Source organism: Allosphingosinicella sp. (assembly GCF_036570505.1).
Classification (GTDB): Bacteria; Pseudomonadota; Alphaproteobacteria; order Sphingomonadales; family Sphingomonadaceae; genus Allosphingosinicella.
Window position 1 is genome coordinate 1 of record NZ_DATCYB010000059.1, and the last position, 16,264, is coordinate 16,264.

The following is a 16,264-nucleotide window of genomic DNA, read 5'->3' on the forward strand; positions in this document are numbered from 1 at the left end:
GTCGAGGTTGCCGGTCGGCTCGTCGGCGAGCAGCACGTCGGGACTGGTGACGATGGCGCGGGCGATGGCGACGCGCTGCTGCTGGCCGCCCGAAAGCTCGGCGGGCGTATGATCCCACCAATCGGCGAGGCCGACCTTGTCGAGCGCGGCCATGCCCGCCTTGTGACGCGCCGCCTTGTCCTCGCCGCGATAGAGGAGCGGCAGCTCGACATTTTCGAGCGCGCTGGTGCGGGCGAGGAGATTGAAGCCCTGGAAGACGAAACCGAGATAGCGGCGGCGGAGCAGCGCCCGCTGGTGCCGATCGAGCCGTTCGACATGGAAACCCTTGAACAGGAACTGCCCGGTGGTCGGGATGTCGAGGCAGCCGAGGATGTTCATCGTCGTCGATTTGCCGGATCCGGACGCGCCCATGATGGCAGCGAAATCGCCGCGCTCGATATCGAGGTCGATGCCCTTCAACGCCTGGAAAGCAGTCGGACCGCTGCCGTAGGTCTTGGTGACCCCGCGAAGGGAGATCAGGGTATCGCTCATTCCTCGGCCGCCGCCAGCCTTCCCGTGATCACTTCCATGCCGGGCTTCAGGCCCTCGCCGCGCACCGCCGTGCGGCGGCCGTCGGAGGCGCCCGTAGTCACCTCGATCGGCTGCGGCTGGCCATTCTCGCCGACGACATAGACCGTCTGGCGGCTGCCCCGGCCGATCGTCACCTGCTCGTCGCCGCCGCCCCGGCCCCGTCGCCCGCGCCGAGGCACAAGCACGCTGGTGACGCCGCCGTTTTCACCGCGGGAGGCCCGCGCCGCGTCCCGCTCTGGCGAGAAGCGAAGCGCCGCATTGGGGACGAGCAGCTGCGCCCGTTCCTCGGAGGTGACGATGTCCGCGGTCGCCGTCATGCCGGGTCTCAGGGTGAGGTCGGGATTCTGCACCGACAGCACGGCGGTATAGGCGACGACACTTCCGGCCGAGGCGGCTGCCGACGCTTCCGCATTGGCGCCGAGGTCGACCCGAATGATCTCGGCCGGGAAGCGCCGGCCTGGGAAGGCATCGACCGTGAAGGTGGCGCGCTGGCCCGCCTTCACCTGGCCGACATCGGCTTCGTCGACCTTCACCTCCAGCTGCATCTGCGCCAGATCCTCGGCGATGGTGAAGAGGACCGGCGCTTGGAAGGAGGCGGCGACGGTCTGGCCCGGATCGATCTGTCGCGAGAGCACGACGCCGGTCACCGGCGAATAGATGGTCGCCTTGGAAAGGTTGGTCTGGGCCGAGGACAGCGCGGCCCGCGCCTGCGCGACCTGGGCATTGGCGGCACGAACCCCGGCTTGCGCCCGCTGATTCTCGGCGCGGCCGGTGTCGAGTTCGGTCTCAGAGGGCACCTTGCCGCCGGAGAGGCGATGAACCTCCTCCAGCCGGTTGAGGTTGGCGCGCGCCTGCACCGCCGAGGCCTGGGCCTGCGCGACCTGCGCCTGCGTCGAGGCGAGCGCCGCCTGGTTCTGGACGATGGTATCGCGAAGCCGCGAGGTGTCGAGGCGGGCGAGCGGCTGGCCCCGCACGACGCGGTCGTTATTTTCGACATAGACGTCGGTGACGAGGCCGGACTGCTCGGAGCCGACCTCGACCTTGTTGGTCGGCTGGAGATTGCCGGTCGCCGACACGGTGACGGTGAGGCCGCCGCGCTGCACTTCGGCCGTCGCGTAGCCCGCCTCGGCCCCGCCCGCGAAGAGGCGGACAATCAGAAGCAAGAGTATCACGACGCCGACGGCGGCGGCGATCCAGACGGGTCGCTTCCACGACGGCCGCTCCGTCTCCACGCCCAGGAGTTCGTCGAGACCGGCCGAAGAGGCGGCGCCGGTCGCGGCATCAGGCCTGGGGTGTGTCACCTCGTTCATGCGTCTGTTCCGATCTCAGGGGCGGCCAGCGGGTCCCATCCCCCGCCCAACGCCCCATAAAGCTGAATGAGGGCAAGCGCTTGCTCGGCCCGGCTGGAATCGATGCCGTCGCGGGCCGAGAGCAGCGAGCGCTCCGCCTCAAGCAAGGTCTGGAAGTCGGTGAGTCCGGCGCGATACTGGCTGCGGGCGAGGATGGCGGTATTGTTCGCGGCCTCCAGCGCGATGGCGAACTGCGCCTGCCGTTCCTGGGCGGCGTCGAGGGCGACGAGGCCGTTCTCGACATCCTCCAGCGCCACCAGCACCGACTGGCGATAGGTGGCGAGCGCCGCTTCCGCCGCCGCTTCCTGCGAGCGCACCTGGGACCGCAACCGTCCGCCCTCGAACAGGCTCTGGCTGAGCCTCCCGAAGATCCCGCCGGTGATGACGTCGACCAGCCCGCCGATCGAGAGGGCCGAGCTTCCGATGTTCCCGGTCAGCCGGAGGCCCGGATAAAGCTGCGCCTCCGCGACGCCGATCCGCGCCGTCTGAGCCGCCAGCGTGCGTTCAGCGGCACGCACGTCCGGGCGCTGGCGAAGCGTATCGGCTGGGATGCCCAGCGCGATGCTGTCGGGACCCGTAGGAATGGCTTCCGGTTCGGACAGGGTGGCCGTCAGCGTGCCCGGCGCCTGCCCAGTGAGCACAGCGAGCCGGAAGGTCGCGCTGGCGAAATCGCTTTCAATGCCGGGGATCGACGCGGCGGTCTGCGCCCGCTGTGCCTTCGCCTGCTCTTCGTCCAGCGAGGAGACAAGTCCCGCCTGGACGCGCCAGCCGGCGATCTCCAGATTCTCGTCGGCGATGGCGAGCGTGTCGCGCGCCGTCTCCAGGCGCTGCTGGGCGAGCCGCGCCTGGATATAGTTGGATGCGACCTCGCCGATGATCGCGACCTGGACGGCGGCGAGGTCGAATACCGCGCCGTCGGCATCCGCTTCGGCCGCCTCGACGCCGCGCCGGATCCCACCGAACAGGTCGACCTCCCAGGCGGCATCAGCGCCGAGAGAAAAACTGCTGCGGTCACCGCCGTCGCTATCGAAATCCTGCCCCGCTCCGGCCGATGCGCCGACGCTCGGCATCGCGCCGGCACGGGCCTGGACCACGCCCTCGCGCGCCTGACGCAGTCGCGCCGAGGCGACGGCCAGGTCGAGATTTTGCGATACCGCTTGCTGAACCAGTCGGTCGAGCACGGGATCGTTGAAGCGAGTCCACCAGCGGGCGAGCTCCTCGGGCGAACCGGGCGTGGCTTCCACCGAATAATAGCTTGCGGGGACATTCAGCGCCCCGGCGCCCGGCGCGTCATAATCCGGCCCAACCGTGGTGCAGGCTGAAAGCGGGACCGCGAGAAGCGCCGCGATGGATACAAGCTTATTCATCTCTGAGGCCATTCCGTTCGGGGCCATGAACTTCCGCTGAAGCGAGTTTTCTCCCGGATGAACGGATTGCACACTCTTGCCGGGTAGCGAAGCACGATTGCAGGACCTATCAGCATCCGGCCTCGAACATTTGGAAGGATCGCCCTGTGACGACTGGAATTGGAGGCTCGACCGCTATAGCCGAGCTGGAGGCGCTCGTGCCCTGGTCCGACATGGCGCCCTCCATCGGCGCCCTGGAGCGTGAGGGACGGCTCGAAAAGGCGCGGAGGCTTTTGGCCGACAGCGGCGCCGACGCGCTCCTGATCGGCGCGGGGGCAAGCCTGCGTTATTTCGCGGGCGTGCCGTGGGGCGCGAGCGAGCGGCTGGTGGCGATGCTGCTGCCGCTTGTCGGCGATCCCATCGTCATCTGCCCGCGTTTCGAGCTGGGAACGCTGGAGGCGGATCTCGCGGTCGAGGCGGACGTCCGCCTGTGGGAAGAAGATGAGAGTCCGTCGATGCTGCTGGCCGGCGCGCTGCGCGAACGCCGGGTCGCGACGCTGGCGGTCGATCCGGCCATGGCTTTCCTGTTCGTCGACCGCCTGCGCAAGGCCGCGCCGTCGGTCGAGCTGATCGACGGCTCCAGCGTCATAGACGGCTGCCGGATGCTGAAATCGCCGGCCGAGCTGGCGCTGATGGCGCAGGCCAAGGCAATGACCCTAGAAGTGCAGCGCCGCGCCGCCCGCATTCTCGACGAGGGGATCGCGGCCAGCGAAGTCCGCCGCTTCATCGACGAGGCGCACCGAGCGCTGGGGGCCTCCGGCAGCAGCTTCTGCATAGTCCAGTTCGGCCGCTCGACCGCTTTCCCGCACGGCCTTCCCGGCGAAAGCTACCTACACGAAGGCGACATGGTGCTGATCGACACGGGCTGCACGGTCGACGGCTATAATAGCGACATCACCCGCTCCTATGTGTTCGGCGAGGCGAGCGACGAGCAGCGCTCGATCTGGGCCTTGGAGCAGGAGGCGCAGGAAGCGGCCTTCGACGCGGCGCGGCCCGGCGTGGCGTGCGAGGAAGTCGATGCCGCCGCGAGGGCGGTGCTGGAGCGGGCGGGGCTCGGACCGGACTACCGGCTTCCCGGCCTGCCGCACCGCACCGGTCACGGCATCGGCCTGTCGATCCACGAGCCCTCCTATCTTGTGAGAGGCGACAAGACGCCCCTCGCCCCCGGAATGTGTTTCTCCAACGAGCCGATGATCGTCATGCCGGACCGCTTCGGCATCAGGCTGGAGGATCATTTCCACGTCACCGAGGAAGGCGCCGCCTGGTTCACCCACCCCTCGCCTTCGATCGACGCGCCGTTCGGGTGATCGCGGGGATGGAGATCGTCGCGGCGGACATCGGTGGCACCCATGCCCGCTTCGCCCTCGCCACCATTGGCGGGGACAAGGCGGTGCGGCTGGGGGAGCCTTTTACCGCGCGAACGGCTGAGCATGGCGGGCTGGAAAGCGCCTGGGCCTCCTTCGCCGCGCATCTCGGCCGCCCGCTTCCCACCGCCGCCAGTATCGCCGTGGCGGGGAATGCCCGGGAGGACGTGCTCTATCTCACCAACGGTGCCTGGGCGATCCGGCCGGCGGGGCTGGCAGCGGCGCTGGGACTGGAGCGGCTGCTCCTCCTCAACGATTTCGGTGCGGTGGCTCATGCCGTGGCTCAGCTCGGCGAGGACGCGCTCGCCCATCTGTGCGGGCCCGATATCCTGCTTCCGGACCAAGGCGTCATCACCGTCGTCGGGCCGGGCACCGGCCTCGGCGCGGCTCAGCTTCTGCGTGTCGACGGCCATCATCATGTCATCGAGACGGAAAGCGGCCATATCGGCTTCGCGCCGCTCGACGAGGTGGAAACGCGCATCCGCGAGCGCCTTGGCGAACGCTATGGCCGGGTTTCGGTCGAGCGGATCGTCTCCGGGCCGGCCCTCGACGACATCTACGCCGCTTTGGGCGGCACACCGCCCGCGGAGGACCGCGCGCTCTGGACGGCGGCCCTCGAGGGCACCGATCCGCTCGCCATGGAGGCTCTGGAGCGCTTCTGCCTCAGCCTCGGCTCCGTCGCTGGCGACCTGGCGCTCGCCCATGGAGCGGTCGGCGTGGTGATCGGCGGCGGCCTGGGACTGAGGCTACGAGCCCACCTCCCCCTCTCCGGCTTTCACGAGCGTTTCCTCGCCAAGGGCCGCTTCCGCCCCCGAATGGAGGCGATGCCCGTCAAACTCATCACGCACCCGCAGCCGGGCCTCCTCGGCGCCGCCGTGGCCTTCGCCGCGAAATATCAGGCGTAATCGAAACCGATGTCGGCGGCCGGAGCCGACTGGGTGATCCGGCCGACCGAGACATAGGTGACGCCCGTCCCCGCGATGGCGCGGATGGTGTCGAGGCGCACGCCGCCCGAGGCTTCGGTGGGGACGCGCCCCCTGACCAGTTCCACGGCCGCGCGCAGAAGGTCCGGCGTCATATTGTCGAGCAGCAGCCGGTCCGCGCCGGCCACGAGCGCCGGCTCGATCTGATCGAGCCGATCGACCTCGACCTGGATCGGCAGCGACAACCCCGCCGCCTTCGCCCTTCGCACCGCCTCGGCGACGCCGCCCGCGACGGCGATGTGGTTGTCCTTGATGAGCACGCCGTCGTCGAGGCGCATCCGGTGGTTCTCCGCGCCGCCCATGCGGGTCGCATATTTCTCCAGCGCCCGGAGCCTGGGGATGGTCTTGCGCGTGTCGAGGAGGATGCAGCCGGTGCCGGCGATCGCATCGACATAGGCGCGAGTCATGGTGGCGATGCCGGTCAGGTGCTGGATGGTATTGAGGGCGGAGCGTTCGGCGGTCAGCAGGGCCCGCGCATTGCCGAAAAGCCGCATCAGCGTCGTCCCGGCCGCCACCTGGGCGCCGTCCTCGACAGGTTGCTGAATATGAACCTCGGGATCGAGGGCGCGGAAGAACATCGCCGCGAGCGGAAGGCCGGCAACCGTGACGTCGTCGCGGCTCGCCATCACCGCCTCGAGCCGCGCCTCGGCGGGTATCGTGGCGGCGGAGGTGACGTCTCCGCCCTCGCCGAGATCCTCGGCGAGCGTTTGGCGGACGAAGGCGTCGAGATCGACGCCGCTCAGGAATGATTGCGACATGGCGGCGCCCTATCAGCTACAGGGAATCCGGCAAACGGGAACTTGGCTCACGGCTTTCCGTTGCCTTGGCATCGGCAAGGGGAGCAACCATGATAGACCTCGTCATCGATCAGCGACGCAAGGATCTCGGCGGATTCGAGGTCGGGCGCGTGCTGCCCTATGCGAAGCGGCGGATGGTGGGGCCCTTCGTCTTCTTCGATCATATGGGCCCGGTCGACATGGCGCCCGGCATCCCCCGCTCGGTCGACGTGCGCCCGCATCCGCATATCGGCCTTTCGACCATCACCTATCTTTTCGACGGCGAGATCATGCACCGCGACAGCCTCGCCACCGAGCAGGCGATCCGGCCGGGTGAGGTCAACTGGATGACGGCGGGCCGCGGCATCACCCACTCGGAGCGCTTCGAGAGGGCGAGGGCCGAGGGCGGCCATATGAACGGCATCCAGGCGTGGGTCGCGTTGCCGGAGGACCAGGAGGAGCGCGAGCCCGGCTTCTGGCACCATGGCGAGGGCGATCTGCCGGTGATCGAGGAGGACGGCCTCTGGGCGCGGCTGATCGCCGGAAGCGCCTTCGGCCTATCGGCGAAGGTCAAGACCCACTCGCCGATGTTCTATCTCCATTGCGAGATGGCGCCCGGCGCGAGGCTCGGCCTCGTCGACAATTATCCCGAGCGCGCCGCCTATGTCGCCGCCGGGGCGATCGAGGCGGAAGGGCAGCGCTTCAGCGAAGGGCAGATGCTGGTCTTCGCGCCCGGCCACCCGGTCGAAATCCGCGCCGACGGTCCCGCCAAGGTCATGCTGCTCGGCGGCGAGCCGATTGGTCCGCGCTTCATCGAATGGAACTTCGTCTCTTCCTCCAGGGACCGCATCGAGCAGGCCAAGGCCGACTGGCGGGCCGGGCGGATGAAGCTGCCCGATCTCGACAATCAGGAATTCATCCCGCTCCCCGAAGACCCACCTCCCCCGCCGAACCCGATGTCGTGACGAGCTGGTGTTTTCTGATCTTCCCTGCCGCCGTCCGAGGGAAGTCGGCGACAAATTCGAAGCTCCTCGGCACCTTGTAGGCGGCGAGGCGGGTGCGGCAAAAGGCGTGTAGCTCTGCATGCAGCTCTTCAGGCGCCGGCTTCGTTCCATCGGCGGGGAGGATGAAGGCGCGCGCGACTTCGCCCCATTTCGAGTCCGGCGCGGGCACCACGGCCGCCTCGGCGACGGCGGGATGCGCGGCGAGCACATTCTCGACCTCGATCGGATAGACATTCTCGCCGCCCGAGATGAACATCTCCTTCCGGCGGCCGGCGATGTAGGTGAAGCCATCGGCGTCGCGGCGGGCAAGGTCGCCCGAGCGGAGCCAGCCGTCGGCGGTGAAAGCCGCACGCGTCGCTTGCTCGTCGTTCCAGTAACCCGGCGTGATGCCGGGGCCCGAGAAGAGCAGGTCGCCGACGGTCCCGTCCGGCACGTCGCACCCTTCCTCGTCGACTATGCGGGCGGAGCAGAGAAGCTGCGGCCTGCCGACCGATCCGATCCGATCCCAGGCGTCGGCGGGATCCATCAGGAACGCGGTCGGCCCTGTTTCCGTCATGCCCATGCCGTTGCACACCCTGACGCCGAGCGACCGGTAACGCTCGACCACCGCGTCGGGGAGCGGCGCGCCGCCGCAGCCCCAGTGGCGGACATGATCGAGCGGCGTTGTGGCGAAGCGAGGATGGTCGAGCAGCGCCTGGTAAACGGTCGGCACCGCGAAGAAAGTATCGATCCGTCGCGCCTCCAGCAGTCGCACCACCGCCTCCTCCTCGAACCCTTCGAGGATGACGACGCGGCCACCCGCGAACAGGGTCGGCAGGCTGTGGAGATTGATGCCGGCGGTATGGAAGAGTGGCAGGAAGGTGAGCGTCGTGTCGGTGGATCGGATGTCGATGGCCGAGCCGATATTGACATGGTTCGCCAGGGCCATGCGGAAATTGTAGATGACGCCCTTCGGCCGTCCGGTCGTGCCGGACGTGTAGATCAGATACCAGATGCCGTCGGCCGGCCAGCGGGCGCGCAAGGATCTGGCCGGGGCCGCGTCGAGCAAGGTCTCATAATCGCCGTCCAACGCCAACGACGGCACCGCCAGCTCTCGGGCGACCCCTTCGTCCTCCCGCCCGACAAACAAGAGCCTGGGTGCGCAATCCTCGACCAACTGGTTGAGCTCCGAAGGCGGCATCCGCCAATTGAGCGGGACCAGTATCGCGCCCAATTTGGCGCAGCCGAGCAGCAGCTCGAAAAAGGCGATGCGGTTGCGGCAGACAATGGCGACGCGATCCCCCTCCGCCACGCCCCGGCTCGCCATCAGTGAAGCGGCCTGCCCGGCGCGCCGATCCAGCTTCGCATAAGTCAGGCAGCGCCCGGTCGCGATCTCCTCCAGCGCGACCTTGTCCGGCGTCAGCTCGGCCCGCTTGGCGATGAGATCGGGCAAATCGGCGAACATCAGCGCTTCCTCAGGCCCTCCGCCACCAGTCCGATGGCGATGTCGGCGACTTCGGCCGGCGAGAGGTCTTCTTCCCAGATGCCGTAGCGCATGCCGAGGAACACGCTCATGCCGATCAGCGCCCAGGCGCGCGGCTCGTCCTCGCCGGCCACGATCTCGCCCCGCGACGCGGCGGCGGCGAGGTTGCGGCGATAGCCTTCGACGAAGGTGCGGTAGTGCTCGCGATAGACATCCTCGGCGATGAACTGCGCTTCCTCGATGATGCGGTAAAGCTCGCGATGCTGGCGGACGAAGGCGATGAACGCGGTAAGGCCGATGCGCTCCGCCGCGATCCGGTCCGGCGCATCCTTGACCGCCTCGGCGACATGGGCGCGAGTGGCGCGGCTCATGTCCCGTACCAGGGCGCGAAACACCTCCTCCTTGCTTTCGAAATAGGTGTAGAAGGTGCCGAGGGCGACGCCGGCGCGGGCCGTGATGCCGGTGATCGCCGCTTCGTGATAGCCGCGCTCGCCAAATTCCCGCGCCGCCGCCTTCAGCAAGCGGCGGAGCGTCTTGCGCCCCCGTTCGGTCCGCGGCGTCCTGTCGGCGGGCGCGGTCTGGATCAGATCGGACATGGCCCCTCCCGCGCCGAACTTGAACCGACTCTCACCTTCGCGCAAGCCGGCTCATCGAGTATCAAAGTTGAACATTGACTCATGTTTCATATACGGGCAGAAGGACGCCCTGAAGGCAGGAGACTCCGAACAGGAGCGAGGGCGCCTGGGAGGGGAAATCGTTGCCGCACCATTTCGCACCGGACGGCGCTCGAATCGCCTATGACAATATCGGCACGGGGCGGCCTTTGCTGCTGCTCCACGGCCTGATGGCGCATCGCGGCTTCTTCGCCCGCCAGCATGAGTTGGCCGATGCCTTCCGCCTTATCTCCATCGACCTTCGGGGCCATGGCGAATCGCGCGCGGTGGGCGATGCGCCGACGATCGAGCAGCTGGCCGCGGACGTTTCCGGCCTCGCCCAGTCGCTCGACCTCCAGGACGCTATCGGCGTCGGTTGGTCCCTGGGAGCTTCCGTCCTCTGGCATGTGCTGACCGGTCCCGCGGCGCACCGCTTCGCGGGCTCCGTCGTCGTCGACATGACTCCGCGCGTGATGAACGACGCGCATTGGCGGCTCGGCCTTTCAAAGGAAGCGTGCGAGGCGAGGCGACAGGCGATCGAGACGGATTTCCCGACCTTCGCGACCGCGGCCGGCCAGGCCATCTTCGCACCGTCGAACGCGGACGAGCTTGCGGACAGCGTCCGCTGGGCCGGCGAGGAGTTCGCAAAGAACGATGCCGCCGCAATCAGCACGCTGTGGACATCCCTCGTCGACCAGGATTTCCGGAGTCGCCTCGCCCGCATCGCCCAGCCGACGCTCATCATCCACGGCGCCGAAAGCCACCTCTATGGCGCGGACACCGCCGATTATGTCGCGGCCGCGCTGCCCAACGCCCGTGCCATATCCTTCGACCGCTCCGGCCACAGCCCGCATTTCGAGCAGGCCGAGCTTTTCAACACCGCCGTTCGGGACTTCGCGGCCAGTCTGCCGCGCGTCCACGAACGCCCCAATGCAGCTTGAACAGGAGAGACGTCATGGCCCGCAAAACGCATTGTCTCGGCGCCCTCAGGATCGGCACCGCCTTCGCCGCCCTGACCGCCACCGCCCCGCTCGTCGCGCAAGTCGCCGACGCGCCGCCGGTCGAGGCGGCTGAAATTTCGGATGTCGACGAAGGCAACGCCATCGTCGTCACCGCTCGCCGCCGCGAGGAAAACCTCCTCGACGTGCCGATCGCCGTCACCGCCTATAGCGGCGAGCAGCTGGAGATGCAGGGCGCGCTCGACATCACCGACATCAGCGACACGACGCCCAACGTTACGCTCGAAGCCTCGCGGGGCACCAACTCGACCTTGACCGCCTTCATCCGCGGCGTCGGCCAGCAGGACCCGGTCGCCGGTTTCGAGGCGGGTGTCGGCATTTACCTCGACGACATCTATCTCAACCGCCCGCAAGCGGCGCTGCTCGACATTTACGACGTCGAACGGATCGAAGTGCTGCGCGGGCCGCAGGGCACGCTCTACGGCCGCAACACGATCGGCGGCGCCGTCAAATATGTGACCAGGCGCCTGCCGGACGAGCCCAGCGCCCGCATCCGCGCCACGCTCGGCACTTATAAGCACGCCGATCTCGTCGTCGGCCTCAGCACGCCGATCACCGACTCCTTCCGCGTCGGCGGGACCGTGGCTCGCCTCAGCCGCGATGGGTTCGGCGAGAACCTCACCACCGGCCTCGACAATTACAATCGCGACATCTGGGCCGGCCGCCTCGCCGCCGAGCTCGACGCCGGCGACGCGGTCGAGTTTCGAATCGCGGGCGACTATACCGAGGATCGCAGCGATCCGAGGGGCGGCCACCGGCTGATCCCAGGCCTCGTCTCCGGCACGCCGGTGCTCAAGGACGTGTTCGATTCGCGCGGCGGCCTGCTCGATCCGGAGCAGAAGGTGAAGGCGGGGGGCGTCAGCGCCCATCTCGATATCGAGATGTCGGATGCGTTGACTCTCCGCAGCATCAGCGCCTGGCGCGCCGATGAAAGCGGTTCTCCGATCGACTTCGATGCCCTCCCCGCCGTCGATCTCGACGTGCCCGCCGTTTACAAGAACGAGCAGCTCTCGCAGGAAATCCAGCTCGTCTACGACGACGGCACCCTCGCCGGCATCCTCGGCGGCTATTATCTCGACGCCAATGCCGAGACGATCTTCGACGTGCGGCTGCCGAACACCGTCACCGCCCTCACCTTCGGTGACGTCGATACCAAGACCTTCGCCGTCTTCGCCGACGCCACCTACGACCTCAGCGACCGACTCAGTGTCTCGCTCGGTGGCCGCTATACCTGGGACGAGCGCACGTCCGACATTCTCCGCCAGGTGTTCATCGGCGGCGGCTCGCCCTTCTTCGGCGGCGGCGGCACGCTGATCGCCCTTCAGTCCGACTTCACCGGCGCCGCCGATTTCGAGGAGTTCACGCCCCGCGCCTCGATCAGCTTCAAGCCGACGCCGGACCACAATCTCTACGCCAGCTACTCGAAAGGCTTCAAAGGCGGCGGCTTCGACCCGCGCGGCGTCAGCGTCGCGGCGCCCGACGCGGACGGGGACGGAGTCGTGGAGGACGAAGAGATTTTCGACTTCATGTCGTTCGAACCCGAGACGGTCGACAGCTACGAGATCGGCTGGAAGGCGAGCCTCCTCGACCGCCGCCTCAATATCAGCCTCGCCGCCTTCCACGCCGACTATAAGGACGTGCAGGTGCCGGGATCGGTCGGCACGGTGATCAACGGGCAGCAGACCTTCATCGGCGTCACCACCAATGCCGGCAAGGCGCGCTTCCAGGGGATCGAGTTCGAAGGCGCGGCCAGGCTGGCGGAGGACTTCGCGGCGGCCGGCGACTCCCTTGGCTTCAACTGGGCGCTCGGCTACATCAACGCCGACTACAAGCAGTTCATCGACGCGCGCGGCATCGACGTCGCCGACGAGCGGGAAATCCAGAACACGCCCGAATGGACGGCGAGCGGCACGCTCAACTACGGCACGCCGGTGGGCGCGGGCATGCTGAACTTCATCAGCACCCTCTCCTACCGCAGCAAGGTCCACCAGTTCGAGCTGCCGACACCGATGCTCGACCAGGCCGGCTACGCGCTCTGGGACGCCAGCATCGTCTGGACCTCCGACGACGACAAATGGTCGGTCGGCCTCCACGGCAAGAACCTGACGGACAAGGAATATATCGTCTCGGGCTACAACTTCCTGCGGCAGAATCCCGATACGGGCGAATTCATCCTCCCCGACGGATCGCCTGGCTTTAGCCCGACCCTGGGTGCCGAAGGCGTTCTCACCGCCTATTACGGGGCCCCGCGGCAGGTATATCTGACCGTCGGTCTGAACTTTTAAGAGGAAAGCATAATGGCGCGGAGCGGGACGATGATGGCGGCGAACGGACGCCGCGTGCTCGCCATCCTGCTCCTCGCCTACATCTTCAACTTCCTCGACCGTCAGATCGTCAGCATCCTGGCGGAGCCGATCAAGAAGGATCTGGGCTTAAGCGACGGCCAGCTCGGCCTGATGGGCGGGCTCGCCTTCGCACTCTTCTACACGGGGCTCGGCATCCCCATCGCGTGGCTTGCCGACCGCAAGAGCCGGGTCACGATCATCTCTGTGAGCCTGGCGCTGTGGAGCGGCTTTACCGCGCTGTGCGGCTTCGCCGGCAATTTCTGGCAACTCTTCCTGGCGCGCATGGGCGTAGGTATCGGCGAAGCGGGCGGCGTCGCCCCCTCCTACGCCCTCATCTCCGACAGCTTCCCGCCGCACCAGCGCGGACGCGCGCTGGCCATCTTCTCCTTCGGCATTCCGATCGGCTCGGCGCTAGGCATCTTTTTCGGCGGCTGGATCGCCAGCCACATCGACTGGCGCGCCGCCTTCATCATCGTCGGCCTGGCCGGCCTCATACTGGCGCCGCTGGTCAAGTTCGGAGTCCCCGAAGCGCCACGCGGCGCCCTCGACGGAGTACGGATCGAAGACGCCGCCAGCCTCGCCGAGGTCGGCCGCACGCTGTCGCACAAGCTAAGCTTCTGGCTGCTGTCGTTCGGGTCAGCTTGCAGCTCGGTGATCGGCTACGGATTCGCTTTCTGGCTGCCCTCTTTCCTCGCGCGAAGCCACGGGCTCGACCTCATCGACCGCTCCCTCTTCTACGGCGCGATCGCTCTCGTCGGCGGCCTCGCTGGCGTCTGGATGGGCGGATGGCTCGGCGACCGCGCTGGCGCCTCCGATCCCGGCGGCTATGCGCGGATACCGGCTTTTTGCTTCCTCCTCGCCGTGCCGCTCTACGCCGTCGGCCTGTTCGCGCCGTCGCTGGCGGTCGCCTTCGTGCTGCTGCTGATCCCGACGGCCCTGTCGCTCGCCTGGCTCGGGCCGGGGATCGCCGCGATCCAGCAGGTGGTTCCGCCCCATATGCGCGCCACCGCCTCGGCCATATTCCTCTTCGTCAACAACCTCATCGGTATCGGCTTCGGCACCTGGTTCCTGGGCTTCATGTCCGATCGGATGATGGCGGCTTATGGCGAGGATTCGCTTCGCCACTCGATGCTCTATGGCCTCGTCTTCTACCTCGCCGCCGCGACTCTCTACCTCATCGCGGCCCGGCGGCTGAGCAGCGACTGGCACAGGAGCTAGGCGGAGCCCTCAGTTCGCCTTGGGAACAGCCTCGTGGCGAAAAAGCGAGGCGATCGCATCGTTTATCTGCTTGGACGTGAAGGGCTTGGTCAGCACGGGAACGTCGTGGGGCCGGCGAGCAATCGACTTGGCGTCGGCATAGCCGGTGACGATGATACCGGGCATGCCCGGCCGAAGCTTCCTTGCGCCCTCGATCACGTCGATGCCCGACACCAGCGGCATCGCATAGTCGCAGATGACGAGGTCGAACGCGCCGAGGTCGCGCTCCAGGATGCCCAGCAGTTCCGGCCCGTCGCACGCTTCGGTGACCTGGTGTCCGAGATCGTGAAGGATGCCGGCAGTCGCCATCCGGACGCCGCCATGATCGTCGACGAGGAGAATGTTCAGCGGCCGCTCCGCGACGGCGTCGCCTCCGTCCGCCGATGAGCGCGGCGCCGGCGTCCGGCCCTTGCCCTGGGGCGCGCGCGGCAGCCAGATCTCGACCCGCGTGCCCTCGCCCAGCTTGCTCTGGATATCGATCGCCCCGCCCGATTGCTTGGCGAAGCCATAGACCATCGAAAGACCGAGGCCGGTGCCTTTGCCGACATCCTTGGTGGTGAAGAAGGGTTCGAGCACCTGCTCCAGTATTTCGGGCGCGATGCCGCAGCCGCTGTCGGTGACCGCGAGCAGCACATAGGGACCCGCCGGCAGGCCCAGATCGTTGTCGCTTCCGATCTTGCGATTTTCGCCGGAGATGGTGATCTCGCCGCCCTCGGGCATAGCGTCGCGGGCGTTTATGATGAGGTTCATTAGCGCCAGCTCAAGCTGCGCTTCGTCCGCATAGGCGCACCACAGGTCGTCGTCGGTCCGCCATTCGAGCTGGACGAGGCCGCCCAGCGTGTGGGCGAGGAGGTCGTCGACGCTGCTGGAGAGCCTGGCGATGTCGATGCGGGCGGGCTCCAGCTGCTGGCGCCGGGCGAAGGCAAGAAGCCGCCGCACCAGCTCGGATCCCTGCTCGGCGGCATGACGGGTCATCGTCATGATCTTCTGCTGGTCCGCGTCCATCTCGACGCGGCGCTCGATCAGCCCCAGGCCGCCCAGGACCGCGGCGAGGAGGTTGTTGAAATCGTGGGCGATGCCGCCTGTCAGCTTGCCGATCGCATCCATCTTGCGCGCCTGGACGAGCTGGTTCTCCAGATCCTTGCGATCGGTCACGTCGAGCAAGGTGCCGGCATATTCGGTCGGCCTGCCCTTGGTGTCGCGGAGCAGCACGGCCTGATCGAGGAAATGCTTGTAGCGGCCGTCGGCGCACTTCCAGCGATACTCGATCGACATCGACCCGCCGAACGAGCGCGAGGCGAGCGCGGCCAGCACCCGCTCCCGATCCTCTTCATGGACCCGCTCGATCCACAAATTGGGGTTCTTCCTGAGGGCACCGAACTCGTATCCGGTGACGGCGGCGAAATTCCCGCTGACGAAGCGGGGGACGCGAGGGCGGCCGTCGACCGGCTCCAGATAGAGGACGATCGGCAGCGACTGGATGATCGCCGCCTGCCGCTGCTCGGCGAGACGCAGCTCCTGCTCGGCCCGCAGGCGTTCGGCATTGGCGCGAAGGTTGGCGTCGAGCAGTTGCTGCTCCGCCTGGGCCTTGCGCCTTATCTCGCGCGTCATCGTGAAGAGGTCGACGAACACCGCGACCTTGGACTTGAGGACCACGGGCTCGACTGGCTTGAACACATAGTCGACCGCGCCCATCGAATAGCCGCGGATCAGATGCTCGGTTTCCTTGTTGACGGCCGAGAGGAAGACGATTGGGATGCGCTTCGTCTGCTCGCGGTTGCGGATGATCTGGGCGGTTTCGTAGCCGTCCATTCCCGGCATGTAGACGTCGAGCAGGATGACCGCGAATTCGCCCTTCAAGAGATGGCGAAGCGCCTCCTCGCCCGAGGACGCCGTGACGATGTCGGCGACATCCTCCAGCACCGTCTGGATGGCGAGCAGGTTGCGCTCGTCATCGTCGACGACCAGCACGCGCGCCCGCTCGTTCTCGCCCGCTTCGGGGGGAACGGCATGAAGATCGGCCTTGGCGGCAGCCGCGGCGTTGCTGGTCTTCCGGACGGGCTGGGCCATGGTCAC

General features: G+C 67.5%; 13 protein-coding genes. 6 read left to right on the forward strand and 7 right to left on the reverse strand.

Going from position 1 to position 16,264, the window contains the following annotated elements; translation table 11 throughout:
• From VIR62_RS06440 to VIR62_RS06450, 3 genes are all read right to left on the reverse strand, one after another.
• A partial coding sequence (locus VIR62_RS06440; RefSeq protein WP_431869692.1) for an ABC transporter ATP-binding protein occupies positions 1 to 531 on the reverse strand: 531 nt, incomplete at its 3' end.
• Positions 528 to 1,880, reverse strand: a complete 1,353-nt coding sequence (locus tag VIR62_RS06445; protein ID WP_431869693.1) for an efflux RND transporter periplasmic adaptor subunit — start codon at positions 1,878 to 1,880, stop codon at positions 528 to 530. The genes VIR62_RS06445 and VIR62_RS06440, both read right to left, overlap by 4 nt.
• The gene (locus tag VIR62_RS06450) at positions 1,877 to 3,286 is read right to left on the reverse strand and encodes an efflux transporter outer membrane subunit (RefSeq protein WP_431869695.1); all 1,410 of its coding nucleotides are present in this window, start codon (positions 3,284 to 3,286) and stop codon (positions 1,877 to 1,879) included. The genes VIR62_RS06445 and VIR62_RS06450 overlap by 4 nt, the downstream gene beginning before the upstream one ends.
• 146 nt (positions 3,287 to 3,432) lie before the next feature.
• Here VIR62_RS06450 and VIR62_RS06455 point away from each other — a divergent pair, with 146 nt between their 5' ends.
• The gene (locus VIR62_RS06455; protein ID WP_431869696.1) at positions 3,433 to 4,632 is read left to right on the forward strand and encodes a M24 family metallopeptidase; all 1,200 of its coding nucleotides are present in this window, start codon (positions 3,433 to 3,435) and stop codon (positions 4,630 to 4,632) included.
• Positions 4,633 to 4,640: 8 nt separating this feature from the next.
• Positions 4,641 to 5,594, forward strand: coding sequence for a glucokinase (locus VIR62_RS06460; RefSeq protein WP_431869769.1), 954 nt, complete (start codon positions 4,641 to 4,643; stop codon positions 5,592 to 5,594).
• On the opposite strand, the gene nadC is transcribed toward VIR62_RS06460, so the two are convergent.
• Positions 5,585 to 6,430: a carboxylating nicotinate-nucleotide diphosphorylase gene (gene nadC / locus VIR62_RS06465; protein WP_431869698.1), complete on the reverse strand. Its 846-nt coding sequence runs from the start codon at positions 6,428 to 6,430 to the stop codon at positions 5,585 to 5,587. The genes VIR62_RS06460 and nadC overlap by 10 nt on opposite strands.
• Positions 6,431 to 6,519: 89 nt before the next feature.
• Between nadC and VIR62_RS06470 the strand changes: the two genes are divergently transcribed.
• Positions 6,520 to 7,413, forward strand: a complete 894-nt coding sequence (locus VIR62_RS06470) for a pirin family protein (RefSeq protein ID WP_431869699.1) — start codon at positions 6,520 to 6,522, stop codon at positions 7,411 to 7,413.
• On the opposite strand, the gene VIR62_RS06475 is transcribed toward VIR62_RS06470, so the two are convergent.
• On the reverse strand, positions 7,364 to 8,896 hold the full coding sequence (locus tag VIR62_RS06475) for a class I adenylate-forming enzyme family protein (protein WP_431869701.1): 1,533 nt from the start codon (positions 8,894 to 8,896) through the stop codon (positions 7,364 to 7,366). The two genes, VIR62_RS06470 and VIR62_RS06475, sit on opposite strands and share 50 nt — an antisense overlap.
• Positions 8,896 to 9,510 (reverse strand): TetR/AcrR family transcriptional regulator, encoded by a 615-nt coding sequence (locus VIR62_RS06480; protein WP_431869703.1) that lies wholly within the window; start codon positions 9,508 to 9,510, stop codon positions 8,896 to 8,898. The genes VIR62_RS06475 and VIR62_RS06480 overlap by 1 nt, the downstream gene beginning before the upstream one ends.
• Positions 9,511 to 9,671: 161 nt before the next feature.
• Between VIR62_RS06480 and VIR62_RS06485 the strand changes: the two genes are divergently transcribed.
• The 3 genes from VIR62_RS06485 to VIR62_RS06495 are packed head-to-tail and all read left to right on the forward strand — an operon-like array spanning position 9,672 to position 14,149.
• On the forward strand, positions 9,672 to 10,508 hold the full coding sequence (locus VIR62_RS06485; RefSeq protein ID WP_431869705.1) for an alpha/beta fold hydrolase: 837 nt from the start codon (positions 9,672 to 9,674) through the stop codon (positions 10,506 to 10,508).
• 14 nt (positions 10,509 to 10,522) lie between these two features.
• On the forward strand, positions 10,523 to 12,871 hold the full coding sequence (locus VIR62_RS06490; RefSeq protein WP_431869707.1) for a TonB-dependent receptor: 2,349 nt from the start codon (positions 10,523 to 10,525) through the stop codon (positions 12,869 to 12,871).
• Between the two features lie 12 nt (positions 12,872 to 12,883).
• Positions 12,884 to 14,149, forward strand: coding sequence for a spinster family MFS transporter (locus tag VIR62_RS06495; RefSeq protein WP_431869709.1), 1,266 nt, complete (start codon positions 12,884 to 12,886; stop codon positions 14,147 to 14,149).
• Between the two features lie 9 nt (positions 14,150 to 14,158).
• On the opposite strand, the gene VIR62_RS06500 is transcribed toward VIR62_RS06495, so the two are convergent.
• Positions 14,159 to 16,258: a response regulator gene (locus tag VIR62_RS06500; RefSeq protein WP_431869771.1), complete on the reverse strand. Its 2,100-nt coding sequence runs from the start codon at positions 16,256 to 16,258 to the stop codon at positions 14,159 to 14,161.
• Positions 16,259 to 16,264 lie beyond the last annotated feature (6 nt).